Origin of the sequence: Streptomyces sp. NPDC048352 (assembly GCF_040651895.1) — a bacterium.
Lineage (GTDB): Bacteria > Actinomycetota > Actinomycetes > Streptomycetales > Streptomycetaceae > Streptomyces.
Genome location: NZ_JBEZKZ010000071.1, coordinates 23,581 through 37,626, shown reverse-complemented (window position 1 = coordinate 37,626; position 14,046 = coordinate 23,581). Strand labels below are relative to the sequence as shown.

General features: G+C 74.1%; 13 protein-coding genes. 4 read left to right on the top strand and 9 right to left on the bottom strand.

The features are described 5' to 3' along the window. Window positions 1–118: 118 nt before the first annotated feature. Window positions 119–1,519: a galactose oxidase-like domain-containing protein gene (locus AB0D45_RS27945; protein ID WP_362464002.1), complete on the bottom strand. Its 1,401-nt coding sequence runs from the start codon at window positions 1,517–1,519 to the stop codon at window positions 119–121. Window positions 1,520–1,725: 206 nt separating this feature from the next. On the opposite strand from AB0D45_RS27945, the gene AB0D45_RS27940 reads away from it, so the two are divergent. The 4 genes from AB0D45_RS27940 to AB0D45_RS27925 all read left to right on the top strand — a co-directional run bounded on the left by AB0D45_RS27940 (window position 1,726) and on the right by AB0D45_RS27925 (window position 6,507). Further along, entirely contained in the window at window positions 1,726–2,631 is a 906-nt protein-coding gene (locus AB0D45_RS27940; protein WP_362464004.1) for a 5'-3' exonuclease, read from the top strand. A gap of 43 nt (window positions 2,632–2,674) precedes the next feature. Next, complete coding sequence (locus AB0D45_RS27935; RefSeq protein ID WP_361607176.1) at window positions 2,675–3,520, top strand: siderophore-interacting protein; 846 nt, start codon at window positions 2,675–2,677, stop codon at window positions 3,518–3,520. Between the two features lie 455 nt (window positions 3,521–3,975). Beyond that, a complete protein-coding gene (locus tag AB0D45_RS27930; RefSeq protein ID WP_362463999.1) occupies window positions 3,976–5,520 on the top strand; it encodes a serine hydrolase in 1,545 nt (514 codons plus the stop codon). An 18-nt stretch (window positions 5,521–5,538) separates the two neighbouring features. Then, window positions 5,539–6,507: a pseudouridine synthase gene (locus AB0D45_RS27925; protein WP_361607182.1), complete on the top strand. Its 969-nt coding sequence runs from the start codon at window positions 5,539–5,541 to the stop codon at window positions 6,505–6,507. Here the strand turns inward: AB0D45_RS27925 and AB0D45_RS27920 are convergent. From AB0D45_RS27920 to AB0D45_RS27885, 8 genes are all read right to left on the bottom strand, one after another. Then, window positions 6,452–7,147 carry a helix-turn-helix domain-containing protein gene (locus AB0D45_RS27920; RefSeq protein WP_361607185.1) on the bottom strand — a complete coding sequence of 232 codons (696 nt, stop codon included), beginning with the start codon at window positions 7,145–7,147 and terminating at the stop codon, window positions 6,452–6,454. The genes AB0D45_RS27925 and AB0D45_RS27920 overlap by 56 nt on opposite strands. A gap of 90 nt (window positions 7,148–7,237) precedes the next feature. Next, the gene (locus tag AB0D45_RS27915) at window positions 7,238–10,090 is read right to left on the bottom strand and encodes a DEAD/DEAH box helicase (RefSeq protein WP_361607187.1); all 2,853 of its coding nucleotides are present in this window, start codon (window positions 10,088–10,090) and stop codon (window positions 7,238–7,240) included. A gap of 46 nt (window positions 10,091–10,136) precedes the next feature. Beyond that, on the bottom strand, window positions 10,137–11,024 hold the full coding sequence (locus AB0D45_RS27910) for a diacylglycerol kinase (RefSeq protein WP_362463995.1): 888 nt from the start codon (window positions 11,022–11,024) through the stop codon (window positions 10,137–10,139). A 16-nt stretch (window positions 11,025–11,040) separates the two neighbouring features. Next, on the bottom strand, window positions 11,041–12,006 hold the full coding sequence (gene tatC / locus AB0D45_RS27905; protein WP_362463992.1) for a twin-arginine translocase subunit TatC: 966 nt from the start codon (window positions 12,004–12,006) through the stop codon (window positions 11,041–11,043). A gap of 54 nt (window positions 12,007–12,060) precedes the next feature. Continuing rightward, a complete protein-coding gene (gene tatA, locus AB0D45_RS27900) occupies window positions 12,061–12,357 on the bottom strand; it encodes a Sec-independent protein translocase subunit TatA (protein ID WP_361607196.1) in 297 nt (98 codons plus the stop codon). A 232-nt stretch (window positions 12,358–12,589) separates the two neighbouring features. After that, window positions 12,590–12,790 (bottom strand): hypothetical protein, encoded by a 201-nt coding sequence (locus AB0D45_RS27895; protein ID WP_361607199.1) that lies wholly within the window; start codon window positions 12,788–12,790, stop codon window positions 12,590–12,592. Window positions 12,791–12,813: 23 nt separating this feature from the next. After that, on the bottom strand, window positions 12,814–13,047 hold the full coding sequence (locus tag AB0D45_RS27890; RefSeq protein ID WP_361607202.1) for a hypothetical protein: 234 nt from the start codon (window positions 13,045–13,047) through the stop codon (window positions 12,814–12,816). A 17-nt stretch (window positions 13,048–13,064) separates the two neighbouring features. Beyond that, complete coding sequence (locus AB0D45_RS27885) at window positions 13,065–14,033, bottom strand: WYL domain-containing protein (RefSeq protein ID WP_361607205.1); 969 nt, start codon at window positions 14,031–14,033, stop codon at window positions 13,065–13,067. Window positions 14,034–14,046 lie beyond the last annotated feature (13 nt).

Genomic DNA, 14,046 nt, shown 5'->3' with positions numbered 1-14,046 from the left:
GCCCCGGCCTTGATGACGGTCCTGCGGGCGGGGGCGGGGGGCTGCGCGTCGTCCATCGGGTCTCCTGGGAGGGTGGGGCGGAGGAGCGGGAGCGGGTCGGGTCGGGGGGCGGTCGGGGTCAGGCCAGCCGGACCCAGCGCGCGATGCCGGGCACGCCGTGCGCGTCGAGGAGAAAGAGCAGGTGGGGGCCCGGGGCCAGGGCGGCGCCGGGTGGTGGGGCCTGGAGGGTGAGGACCCCGCCCGCCCGCCGCCCGATCGGCAGCTCGACGGGCCGCCGGCCGGTGCCGGAAGCGGGCGTGGCGGTGTCCGCGGCCAGCAGGACGGCCCGCCGGACCCGGTCCGGGGTGCGGGTGCGCACGGTGAAGCGGGCACCGGGGGCGAGCGGCTCCGAGGGCACCTCGTCGAGCACGGGCCGGGGCCCCTGGTGCAGCTGGGCGGGCTCGTAGATCTCGATGCTGCCGGGCATGCCGTCGTGCAGGTCCGGGTCGTGGGCGGTCTGCTGGAGCTCGTCGCCGGTGATCATGACGCGGCCGTCCGGGAGGAGCAGGGCGTTGGAGTGGTGGCCGCGCGGCAGCCGCTGCACCGGCCCGAGCCGCCAGCCGCCCTTGGTGTCGTGCAGCTCCAGCTGGCGGTATTTCAGGTCGGGGGCGGGGCTGAGCAGGCCGCCCGCGTAGTCGTGGAGGTCGTAGGCGCCGCTCGCGGTGAGCAGGCTCCCGTCGGGCAGGGCGAGGGTGGTGTCGTGGCGGCGTCCGCCGGTGGGTCCGGAGGCCGCGGCAGTGGCCGCGGCGGGGTGCCCGAGCGTGGGGAACCGTTCCATCGCCGGGGCCCGCGTCCCCCACAGCGGCCCGTACCCGCCCGCGACGCCCGACCGGCGGCCGGCTGCGGTGTTCCGGCCGCGGCTCCAGCTCTCCGTGCGCGGGTCGAACACCAGCGACGGCCCGGTGGCCCCGTCGCCGTCGAAGACGCCGAGCTCCCCGCCGGGCAGGAGGGTGTGGCGGGTACGGGGGGAGAGGGGGGTGGGAGGCGGGGCGACCCTGGTGAAGGCCCCGGCCGCCGTGCCCTTCGCCGGGTCCCACAGGAAGGCGCGTGCGGCGCCGGTGGGCGCGGAGGAGTACAGCACCTTGCCGGTGGGCAGCAGGGCGGTGTGCGCACCGAAGTCCGGCGAGCCGAAGTACTCCGTGAACGCGCCGTACAGGGCGGGCCGGAAGCCCGCGTTCGTCCTGGCCTGAGACTCCCTCAGGGAGTCGAGCCGGGCGGCCCTGACGCTGTCGGGCCGGCCCGCTTCGTCGCGCATCGCGAGCCGGGTACGGGCGTGCGCCTCGGCGTGCTCGGGGCCGAGGAGGCGCGCCTCCGCCGGCGAGACCTCCCGGCGCACCCGCTCGCGCAGCTCGGCCGGGCTCTGCCGGGCGGTGGCGGCGGCCGGACCGGCGGAGCCGTCGTGGGCCCGGGCGGGGCCGGCGGGGAGCAGGGACAGCACGGCGCTCGCGACGAGGGCGCGGGCGACTCCGCGACGGGGCATGCGGAACCCTCACGTGACGGGGGAACGGGGCGGGGGCGGGCGCGGCCGGCCGGGCTCTGCGCCCTGCCGGTGATCAAACCCTCCGCGAGCGATCGCGAACGCGCGCGCCGGGGCAACTGTTTGAGTGACTGTCCGCCCACTCCGGGTGACCCTCACCCCCTCGGCGGCGGTGCGGCATCATCGTCTGCGTGACGACACGACGCCTGATGCTCCTGGACACCGCCTCCCTCTACTACCGCGCCTACTTCGGCGTGCCGGACTCCGTGAAGGCCCCCGACGGCACCCCGGTCAACGCCGTGCGCGGGCTGCTCGACTTCATCGGCCGGCTGGTCCAGGACCACCGCCCGGACGACCTGGTGGCCTGCATGGACGCCGACTGGCGGCCGCACTGGCGGGTGGAGCTGATCCCGTCCTACAAGGCGCACCGGGTCGCGCGGGAAACGGAGTCCGGTCCGGACGTGGAGGAGACGCCGGACACCCTCCTGCCGCAGGTGCCGATCATCGAGGCGGCGCTGGACGCGTTCGGCATCGCCCGGGTCGGGGTCGCCGGATACGAGGCGGACGACGTGATCGGCACCCTCACCGCCCGCGCCACCGGCCCGGTGGACATCGTCACCGGCGACCGGGACCTCTACCAGCTGGTGGACGACGCCCGCCGGCGCCGCGTCCTGTACCCCCTCAAGGGCGTGGGCTCCCTCCAGGTGACCGACGAGGCCTGGCTGCGCGAGAAGTACGGGGTGGACGGCCCCGGCTACGCGGACCTCGCGCTGCTGCGCGGCGACCCGAGCGACGGCCTGCCGGGCGTGCCGGGCATCGGCGAGAAGACGGCGGCCAAGCTGCTGGACGCGTACGGCGACCTGGCCGGGATCCTCGCGGCGGCCGACGACCCGAAGTCGAAGCTGACGCCCACCCAGCGCAAGCGCCTGGACGAGTCCCGCCCCTACCTGGCGGTCGCCCCGAAGGTCGTCCGGGTGGCGGCCGACGTGCCGCTCCCCGCCTTCGAAGCGGCCCTTCCGAAGGCACCCGCCCGGCCCGAGATGGTGGAGGCACTCGCCCATCGGTGGGGACTGGGAGGAGCGGCGTCACGCCTGAGCAGCGCGATGCGCCCATGAGATGCTAACTTAGGTAATCCTAAGCTTCGTGAGGGGAGACACCGTGGCAGAAGGACGCGCCCGTACCGTCGGCACCGCAGTCGTCGTACGCACCGAACGACTGACGCCGCACATGGTCCGCCTCGTACTGGGCGGCGACGGGCTGGCCGGCTTCGGCGCGGGCGAGTACACGGACCACTACGTCAAGCTCCTCTTCGCACCCGAGGGCGTGCGGTACGCCGAGCCCTGGGACCTGGACGTGATCCGCGCGACGCACCGCCGCGAGGCCTGGCCGCGCCAGCGCGCGTACACCGTCAGAGCGTGGGACCCGGCGCGCCTGGAGCTGACCCTGGACTTCGTCGTCCACGGCGACGAGGGCCTGGCCGGCCCCTGGGCGGCCCGCGTCCAGCCCGGCGAGCCGGTCCACTTCCTGGGCCCGGGCGGCAGCTACGCCCCCGACCCGGTCGCGGGCTGGCACCTGCTGGCGGGCGACGAGAGCGCGCTGCCGGGCATCGCCGCGTCGATGGAGCGGATGCCGCGGGGCGCGCGGGTGCACGCCTTCATCGAGGTCTCGGGCCCGGCGGACGAGCAGCCCGTCACGACCCCGGACGGCGTCTCCCCGGTCTGGCTGCACCGCGGCGACCGCCCGGTGGGCGAAGCGCTGGTGGAAGCGGTCAAGGCGCTGGAGTTCCCCTCGACGGACGTCCACGCCTTCGTCCACGGCGAGGCGGGCTTCGTGAAGGAGCTGCGCCGCCACCTCCGCCTGGACCGGGGCATCGCCCGCGAGCGGCTGTCGATCTCCGGGTACTGGCGCCTGGGCGAGACGGACGAGGGCTGGCGCGCGATCAAGCGCGACTGGAACGCCACGGTCGAAGCCGAACAGGACCTGGCGGCCCGGGCCGCCGCCTAGCCGAGCTGTTCGCGACGCGGGCCTCGCACCGGTCAGCGCCCGGGTGCGCCCCGGGCTCCGGGCCCGCCGCGCCGAACCCCGGCCGTCGCACCTGGGGAGGGGCCGGTGCCCGTGGGTCGCCTGCGGGTGGGGCGCCGCTGCGCGGGGCCGTCCCCTACCCGCCCTTCCGCCGTTCCCCGGGGCTCCGCCCCGGACCCTGTAAGGGCGCCGCGCGCCTCACACGCCGACGGGCTGAAAAGACCCCGGTGCGGGCCCGCCCATCGCGCCCGATCGCCGCGCGGTCCGGAAGTCTGGGGGCGGAGCCCCCCGCGCGCAGCGGTGCACTCCGGGAGGCCACGTACCGGCCCCGGCCCCAGGCCCACCGGACGGAGTCCGGCACGGCGGCCCACGCCCGGCCGGGCAGGTCCGGCAGCGCCCGAGCGGCGCGCCGCAGCCGCAGGGCGGACAATGACCCCATGCGTACGCTCCGCGCCGCCGGACTCGTCGGGGCCGCGATGCTGCTGGCCTCCACCGGGGCCGCGGCCGCCGGGCCCGCCCCTCCCCCGCCCCCGCGGCCACGTCTCACCGACGCCGCCGTCGCCTCCGCCGTGGCCCGCCTCGACGCCGTCATCGCCGACGGCATGCGCCGCACCGGGGTACCCGGCCTCTCCGTGGCCGTCGTCCACGACGACGAGGTGGTCTACCTCAAGGGCTTCGGCCTCCGCCGCACCGGCGAGAGCGCCAAGGTCGGCCCGGACACCGTCTTCCAGCTGGCCTCCGTCTCCAAGCCGGTCACCTCCACCGTGATCGCAGGGGCCCTGGCCTCCCCCGACGCCTGGGACAAGCCCCTCGCCGGCACCCTCCCCGGCTTCGCCCTCAAGGACCCCTGGGTCACCTCGCACGTCACCCCCGCCGACCTGCTGTCGCACCGCAGCGGCCTCCCCGACCACGCCGGTGACCTCCTGGAGGACCTCGGCTACGACCAGGCGTACATCCTCGGCCACCTCCGCGAGGAGCCGCTGACCCCCTTCCGTTCGAGCTACGCGTACACCAACTTCGGGTTCACCGCCGCCGCCGAGGCCGTCGCCCGCGACCACGGCGTGAGCTGGCAGAAGCTCAGCGAGGACACCCTCTTCAAGCCCGCCGGCATGACGCACACCAGCACCGAGTTCTCCGCCTACGCCGAGGCCCCCGACCGGGCCTCCGGCCACGCGAAGAACCCCGACGGCACCTGGAGCCCCCGCTACGTCCGCGACGCCGACGCCCAGACCCCGGCGGGCGGGACCAGTTCCACCGCCCGCGACATGGCCCGCTGGCTGCGGCTCCAGCTGAACACCGGCACCCTCGACGGCAAGCGCGTCATCCCCGCCGACACCCTCACCCGCACCCGCATCCCCGAGGTCGTCTCCCAGGCCCAGACCCCCCGCGGCGTCCCGCAGTTCTACGGGCTCGGCTGGAACGTCAGCTACGACGACGCCGGCCGGCTGCGCCTGAGCCACTCCGGGGGCTTCGAGCTCGGCGCCAACACCAACGCCACGATGCTCCCGCTGGAGCGCCTCGGCATCGTCGTCCTGACCAACGGTTCCCCCGTGGGCCTCGCCGACTCCATCGCCCTGGACTTCTTCGACATCGCCGAGCACGGCAAGCCGACCGCCGACTGGCTGCCGCTCCTCGCCGCCACGTACGAGCAGCTGGACGACGCGGTCCGGTCCGACACCGACTACGACCACCCCCCGGCCGGCGCGAAGCCCGCCCGCGCCGACGGCGTCTACACCGGCACCTACGAGAACCCGTACTACGGCCGGCTGACCGTCACCGCGGACCCCGCCGGCAAGGGGCTGGTCCTCTCCCTCGGGCCGCGGCCCCTGCGCTTCCCGCTGACGCACTACGACGGCGACACGTTCAGCTTCGAGACCACCGGCGAGAACGCCGTCGGCCGCACCGGCGTGTTCTTCTCCGACGGCACGGTCCGCGTCGAGTACCTGGACCACAACCACCTCGGCACCTTCACCCGGCGGTAGCCGCCTACCCTGGTCCCGATGACCCGCAGATCGCACATCCCGCCCGCGCCCCTCCCCCAGCAGGCCGGCATCGACCCGGTCCGGATGCGCCTGCCCCCCGACCCCGGGGGCCGGTGGCCGCGGCTGGGCGACTACCTGACCGAGCGGTACGCCGGCACCCGCGGCGCGGAGTCCATGGCCCGGCTGCTCGCGGCCGGGCGGGTCCTCGGCCCGGCCGGACGGGTGCTGCGCCACGAGGACCCGTACGAGCCGGGCGGCTGGCTCTGGTTCCACCGGGACATGCCGCCCGAGCCGCCGGTACCCTTCCCGATCCGCGTGGTCCACCGCGACCGGCACCTGCTGGTGGTGGACAAGCCGCACTTCCTGGCGACCACCCCGCGCGGCAGCCACGTCACCGAGACCGCCCTGGCGCGGCTGCGCCGGGAGCTGGACCTGCCGGCCCTGAGCCCGGCGCACCGCCTGGACCGGATGACGGCCGGGCTGGTGATGTTCAGCATCCGGCCCGAGGACCGCGGCGCCTACCAGCTGCTGTTCCAGCAGCGGCGGGTCCACAAGGAGTACGAGGCCATCGCGGCGCACGACCCGGCGCTCGAGCTGCCCCGGCTGGTCCGCAGCCACATCGAGAAGACCCGGGGGGTGATGGCCGCCGTCGAGGTCCCCGGCGCCGAGCCCAACGCGGAGAGCCTGGTCGAGCTCGCCGAGGCCCGCGACGGCCTGGGCCGCTACCGGCTCACCCCGCACACCGGACGCACCCACCAGCTGCGGGTGCACATGAACAGCCTGGGGCTGCCCATCCTGGGGGACCCCGTCTACCCGGTGGTGGCCGGGGCGGCCGACCCGTCGGACTACCGGCGCCCGCTCCAGCTGCTGGCCCGGACCCTGGCCTTCACCGACCCGGTCACCGGCCTGGCCCACCGCCTGGAGACCGGCCTCACCCTCCAGGCCTGGCAGGACCGCGCGGGCTGGGAAGCGGGCCCGGCGGTGTGAGCCCCGCGATCCTCAGGGCGGCGTCGGCCGCGGCCTGCGCGAAGGCCGCGACCGGGCGGCCCGGATCGGAGCGGCGGACCAGCATGACGCCCTCGATCAGGCCGAAGACCAGGTCGTTGCGCAGGTCCAGCCCGGCCTGGTCCCCGGCGAGCTGGGCGCCGACGGGCGTGGCGGCCAGCAACGCCCGGTAGCCGTCGCGCAGTTGGTCGCGCATCCGGCGGAACTGCGCGAACCGCTGCGCGCGCAGCTCGGGCAGCAGGTAGAGGGCGCCCAGGTTGTACGGACCCCCGCACAGCAGCAGCACGTCCGAGCGGCACAGTTCCCACAGCCGGCGGGCGGCGGGCCGGCCGGTGTCGGCCAGCAGCCGGCGGGAGAGCGCCAGCGAGGGCTCGACGGTGGACTCCAGCAGTTCGGCGAGGAGTTCCTCCTTGCCGCCGAAGTAGTGGTACATCGTGGCCTGCCGCATTCCGGCCCGTTCGGCCACCGCCCGCGTGGTGGTGGCCGCGTACCCGCGGACCGTGAACAGTTCGGCCGCCGCGCAGAGGAGTTCCTCGCGCGGCGGCCGGCCGCTGTCCGGCCTCAGCCGATCGGCGCGCGGCCGACCGACCCGTCTCGGACCTTCTCCCGTTCCCCCGCTCATACTCCGATCGTCGCACAGGACACACGGAAACGATCATGGCAAGAGATGAGATCCGGCCAGGAGGGGCTTTGGAGGAAGCCCCAAATGCGCCTAGCCGACCGAGCTGTAGGCCACTACACCCCGCAGCAGTGCGTCAACGGCCTTGCGGGCGTTGCGCGCCACCGTGCTGCCGCCCGCCGAGGACGCGGGGGCCGTGGAGGCGGGGGCCGCCTGCGCGATCTGCCCCAGCACGTCGATGACCTGCTTGCACCAGCGTACGAAGTCACCGGCCGGCATCTCCGCCTCGCGCAGCACCTCGTCCAGGCTCTTGTCGGAGGCCCACTGGTAGGCCGCCCACGCGAAGCCGAGGTCCGGCTCGCGCTGGCCCACGCCCTCCGCCTGGTTGATGCGGTGCTCCTCCTCCAGCGCGTCGAGCCGGCCCCAGATGCGGACCATCTCGCCCAGCGCCGCCTTCGCCGCGCCACCCGGCACCTTGGGCGGCGCCGCGTCGTCGGACTGCCGCGCCTCGAACACCAACGCCGAGACGCAGGCGGCCAGTTCGGCCGGGTTCAGCCCCTCCCAGACGCCCTCGCGCAGACATTCCGAGGCCAGCAGGTCCAGCTCGCCGTAAAGCCGCGCCAGACGCTTGCCGTGCACGGTGACCTCGTCCTCGCGCAGGTAGTCCAGCTCGGTCAGCAGGGCGTGGATCCGGTCGAAGGTGCGGGCGATGGTGTTCGTCCGGCCCTCGATGCGCCGCTCCAGCTGCTGCGTGTCCCGCTTGAGCCGGTGGTAGCGCTCCGCCCAGCGCGCGTGGTCCTCCCGCTCGTCGCAGCCGTGGCAGGGGTGCGCCCGCAGCTCCGCGCGCAGCCGCGCGATCTCGCGGTCGTCGGCCGCGGCGGCCCGGCCCGGCCGGTGCCGCTGCGGGTGGATGTGGCCGGCCTTGTTGCGCAGCGCCGTCGCCAGGTCCCTGCGGGACTGCGGGGAGCGCGCGTTGAAGGTCTTGGGGATCCGCATCCGGTCGATGGCCTCGACCGGGACGGGGAAGTCGATCGCGGCGAGCCGCTTGACCTGCCGCTCGGCGGTGAGCACCAGCGGGCGCGGGCCCTCCTGGTACTCGTACCCCCGGTGCCCGTTGACCCGTCCGCCCGGCACGCCCGGGTCCAGGACCAGCGCGAGCCCGGCGAACTTGCCCGTCGGCACGTGGATGACGTCGCCCGGCTTGAGCTTCTCCAGCGAACCGGCCGCCTGCGCCCGGCGCTGCGCCGCGCCCTGCTTGGCCAGGTCGGTCTCGCGGTCCTTGAGGTCGCGGCGCAGCCGCGCGTACTCCTCGAAGTCGCCGAGGTGGCAGGTCATGCCCTCGCGGTAGCCCTCCAGGCCCTCCTCGTTGCGCTGGACCTGCCGGGAGATCCCGACGACCGAGCGGTCGGCCTGGAACTGCGCGAAGGAGGTCTCCAGCAGCTCGCGCGAGCGGTGCCGCCCGAACTGGCTGACCAGGTTCACGGCCATGTTGTACGAGGGCTTGAAGCTGGAGCGCAGCGGGTAGGTGCGGGTGCCCGCGAGCCCGGCGAGCTGCACCGGGTCCATGCCGCGCTGCCACAGCACCACCGCGTGGCCCTCGACGTCGATGCCGCGACGCCCGGCCCGGCCGGTGAGCTGCGTGTACTCGCCGGGGGTGATGTCGGCGTGCTGCTCGCCGTTCCACTTGACCAGCTTCTCCAGGATGACCGTGCGCGCGGGCATGTTGATGCCGAGCGCGAGGGTCTCGGTGGCGAAGACGGCCTTGACGAGGCCGCGTACGAACAGCTCCTCCACGACCTCCTTGAAGGTGGGCAGCATGCCCGCGTGGTGCGCGGCGATGCCCCGCTCCAGGCCTTCGAGCCACTCGTAGTAGCCCAGGACGTGCAGGTCCTCGGCGGGGATGGAGGCGGTCCGCTCCTCGACGATCTCACGGACCCTCAGGCGCGCGGTGTCGTCGTTGAGCCGCAGGCCCGCGTACAGGCACTGCTGGACGGCGGCCTCGCAGCCGGCCCGGCTGAAGATGAAGTTGATGGCGGGCAGCAGGTGGTCGTTGTCCAGGCGGGCGATCACCTCGGGGCGGCCCGGCGTCCAGATCCGGCTGCGGGAGCGGCGCTCGCGCTCGCGGTCGGCCTCGCGGACCATCTTGCCGCGCCGCCGGTCCTTGGGGCTGTAGGTGCGGCTGTTCTCCTCGCGGGCCATGCGCAGCAGGTCGGGGTTGACCTCGCGGCGCCCGGAGCCGCGGCCTCCGTGGTCGGACTCCTCCTCGAAGAGGTCGTAGATCCGGCGGCCGGCCATCACGTGCTGCCACAGCGGTACGGGCCGCTCCTCGGAGACGATGACCTCGGTGTCGCCGCGCACGGTGTCGAGCCAGTCGCCGAACTCCTCGGCGTTGGAGACGGTCGCGGAGAGCGAGACGAGCGTCACCGACTCGGGGAGGTGGATGATCACTTCCTCCCACACGGCGCCGCGGAACCGGTCGGAGAGGTAGTGCACCTCGTCCATCACGACGTAGCCGAGGCCGCTGAGCGCCTGGGAGCCCGCGTAGAGCATGTTGCGCAGGACCTCGGTGGTCATCACGACCACGGGGGCGTCGCCGTTGACGCTGTTGTCGCCGGTCAGCAGGCCCACCTTGGCGGCGCCGTAGCGCTTGACGAGGTCGGCGTACTTCTGGTTCGACAGGGCCTTGATGGGCGTGGTGTAGAAGCACTTGCGGCCCTGGCGGAGGGCGAGGTGGACGGCGAACTCGCCCACGATGGTCTTGCCCGAGCCGGTCGGGGCGGCCACCAGGACGCCCTTTTCGGCCTCCAGTGCCTTACAGGCCTCGACCTGGTACGGGTCCAGGTCGAATGCGTACATCTCGCGGAAGGGGGCCAGGGCGGAGGCCTCTTCGGCGGCGCGGATCCGGGCAGCGGCGTACCGCTCCGCGGGTGAGAGTTCTTCGGTCATCTTGCTGTCGAGCCTACCCGTCGCCCCTGACAACAGTCCCGGTCATTTACGTGAGGAGGCGGACCGCCCCGGGGACGCACTCGGCCGTCACGGGGAGCGGACCCAGCGGCTCGCCGTCGGCGTAGGCGCCCAGGTCCGGTGCTTCGAGGGTGACCTTGGCGGCGCGGTGGACGGTGACCGCGGGGTGGGTCAGGTGGGTCCCCCGGTAGACCTGCGGGAACACCTTCAGCAGGGTGGCGCGCCCGCAGTCGCCGACCACGGTCACGTCGAAGAGCCCGTCGTCGGGCACGGCGCCGGCGCAGATGCGCATCCCGCCGCCGTACGAGGACAGGTTGCCGACGGCCACCAGGCTCGCCTCCGTCTCGACGACCGGACCGTCGTCGAGGGTGATCCGGTACGGGAAGGGGCGGAACGCGGCCAGCTCCAGGGCGATGGCCAGGTCGTACTTGAAGCGGCCCAGCGGCAGCCGCATCCGGTTGCCCCGGTCGTTGACGCGGGAGTCGAAGCCGGAGCACAGCACGGTCCCGTACCAGGTGCCGGCCGCCCGGCCGAGGTCGATCTCCCGGATCCGGCCCTCCTTGAGGGCCTCGGCTGCCAGCCGGCCCGCCCGGGCGGGTTCGCGTACGGGCAGCCCGAGCGAGCGGGCGAAGTCGTTGCCGGTGCCGGCCGCGACCACCCCGAGCGGGACCAGCGTCCCGGCCAGGGCCTGGAGGGCCAGGGAGACCACCCCGTCGCCGCCCACCGCGACCACCGCTCCGGTGCCCTCGCGGACGGCGGTGCGCAGCCGGGCCAGCGCGTCGGCGGAGTCGGTGCCGACGACGGTCCGGACCCGGAAGCCGGCGGCCCGGAGCGCGGAAGCGGCCGGCTGCGCGGCGTGCGCGGCCCGGCCGCGTCCCGCGGTGGGGTTGACGAAGAGGGTGATCTCAGCACTCACCCCCGGAATCTACCGGTCAGGTGGCGTCGTCGTAACCGTTGATCTGGCGGCGTCCGCCGTCGTCCTGCCCGGGCACGGGGGAGGGCGCGGGGGCCGCTTCCGCCGGGCCGATCGGGGCCGGGGTCAGGTCCAGCTCGGAGGCCTCGTCGTCGTCGAGTCCGGCGTCCGGGTCGTTGCGCTTGCGACGCCGGTCGTTCAGCAGGCAGACGCCGAGGGCGACGAAGTACAGGGCGACGATCGGGGAGGCCAGCGTCAGCATGGTCACCGGGTCGCCGGTGGGCGTCGCGAACGCCGCGAAGACCGTGATGCCGAGGACCATGGCGCGCCACCAGCTCGCCAGCCGCTTGGCGGTGAGGACGCCGGTGAAGTTCAGCAGCACCAGCATCAGGGGCAGCTCGAAGGCGAGGCCGAAGACCACGACCATGCGCGTGACCAGGTCGAGGTAGTCGTCGACCGGCAGCAGGTTCTTGACGTGGTCGGGGGTGAAGCCGAGGAGGATCTCCGCGGTCTGCGGGAGGATCTTGTACGCGAGGACGGCGCCGGCGACGAACAGCGGTGCGCCGACCGCGACGAAGCTCAGTGCGTACTTCTTCTCGTTCTTGTGCAGGCCGGGGGCGGCGAACGCCCACAGCTGGTAGAGCCAGACCGGGGCGGAGAGCACGATGCCCGCGGACAGGCCGACCTTCAGCGCGATGGAGAAGGGCGCGGTCAGGCCGTTGGTGGTCATCTCGGCGCAGGGGGCGCCGTTGCGCTGGTGCGTCGCCCCGCCCGTGCAGCCCACGGAGGACAGCATCGGCTCCAGCAGGAAGTCGATGATCGGCCGGTAGTAGTAGGCCGCGACCGCGGTGACCACGATGATCGCCAGAACCGACTTCAGCAGCCGGTTCCTCAGCTCACGCAGGTGCTCGACCAGCGGCATCCGCCCTTCGGCGTCCTTCGCCTGCCGGTCTCGTTTCCCCTGCTTGCGGGCAGACTTGAGCAACCCACGTCCCTTGTCTCGTTACAGATGACTGTCGTGACGGGCGACCGCCGCGCGTCAGCCCTGGGCGGTGCGGTTCGGCTCGCTGACGGGCCGGGCGCTGGTGACGTCGCCGGGCGCGGCCTGGATGGTGCGCGGGGCCACGGGCTGCTGCGCCGCCGGGTCGGCGGCCGGAGCGGCGGTGGCGGCGTCGTCCGCCTCGCCGTCCTTCTTCATGGCCTTGGCCTCGCTCTTGAGGATGCGGGCCGACTTGCCGAGCGAGCGGGCCATCTCGGGGAGCTTCTTGGCGCCGAACAGCAGCACGATGACAGCGATGATCAGAAGGATCTCAAGGGGCTTCAGATTGCCGATCATGTGTGTCTTCCTTCTCACCGAAGCGGCTGGTTGTGGTGGCCTGGCGATACCGGACAAAGATCCGGTGCCGCTCTGACATGGATCGTAACCCCCACGGGTAAACGGGCGGCAATCCCCGGGGGTCCGTGCAATGGCCCGCCCCACCGACGGTACGGGTCCGGCTCCGCGGTTTCCATACGCGGACGGGGACGGGACGCCCCCGCGCGGACGAGCACGCGGCCGCGCGCGGCGGTCACGGGGCCGCTGCCCGCCCGGTCCGGGCGAGGTCGGCCGCGGCCCGTTCCAGGTCGCCCGACGCCTCGGTGATCCGGCGGCTGGCCAGCGCGACCTGCCCGGACAGCCGGCGCACCTCCAGGAAGACCCGCACGGCCAGGACGGACAGGACGGCGAGCCCGAGGAACCCCAGGGCGATCGCGAGCATCGGCCACAGCATGGAAGGAGCCTAGCGCGCCGGCCTCACACGCTGCGCAGGGTGCTCACTCCCCCGCCCGTGAGCAGTTCCACGATGCGTTCACCGGCGGGTTTGCGGACCGGCCTCGCACACTCGGGACAGGTGAAGGAGTAGAAGGTGGTGCGCCGGCTGCCGCCGATCGCCAGGCGCAGCGCGTCCGCCGCGAGCTCGAAACGCGCCCGGCACTCGGGACAGGCGGCCTTGAAGGTGACCGGCACCACACCTGCTGATCGCGACATCGCTCCCCGCTCCCCCTCTAGACCTGTTCCCCGTACCCCGCGAGTGCCTCTCGAGCCGCCTTCCGGGCGCTGTCCGCCAGCTCCGGCGGCGACACGATCCGCCCGTCGCGGCCCAGGCGCAGCGCGAGCCGACGCAGGGACGCCGGGTCGGGGCTGCGCAGCGTGATCCTCAGTCCCCCGTCGGGCAGCTCCTCGGCGCTGTCGTGCGGGTAGTACTCGGCGACCCAGCGCCCGCCGGGGCCCACCTCGACCACCACCTCCGGGTCCTCGGCGGCCGGCTGCACCAGGCCCTCGGACAGGTCGCGGGGCTCGATCGCGGGCGGCTCCGCCCGCTCGTCGAGCAGCCGGATCTCGGCGACCCGGTCGAGCCGGAAGGTGCGCCGGGCCTCCGAGAGGTGGCACCACCCCTCCATGTAGGTGTGCCCGACCGCGAAGAGCCGGATCGGGTCGACGGTGCGCTCGGTCAGCTCGTCGCGGGCCGGCGAGTAGTAGCGCAGCCACAGCCGGCGCCGCTCGGCGATGGCCCGGTCGACGTCGGCGAAGACGCCGCCCTCGGACTCGAAGGTCACCGACAGCCGGGAGCTGGCTCCGGCGGCCTCGCCGGCGGCGGCCTCCAGCTTGGCGGTGGCGCGCAGCAGCGCGTTGCGGTCGCTCTCGCGCAGCCCGGGCAGGGTCGCCACCGCGCGGGCGGCGACCAGCAGCGCGGTGGCCTCGTCGGCGGCGAGGCGCAGCGGCTCGGCGGTGGACTCCCCCGAGGCGTCGGGATTGCGCCACCAGATGCGCTCCCCGTCGGTGTCGATGTCGAGCAGGTCCCCGCCGCGGAAGCTGGTCCCGCACATGGGCAGCACGTCGAGGTCCGAGATCAGCTCGTCCTCGGTGATCCCGAAGGCGCGGGCGACGTCCGCGACGTGCGCGCCGGGGCGCTCGCGCAGGTAGGTCACCAGGGACAGCATCCGGCGGGTCTGGTCGATGGCGTTGGCGGCCATGCTGCTACGTCTC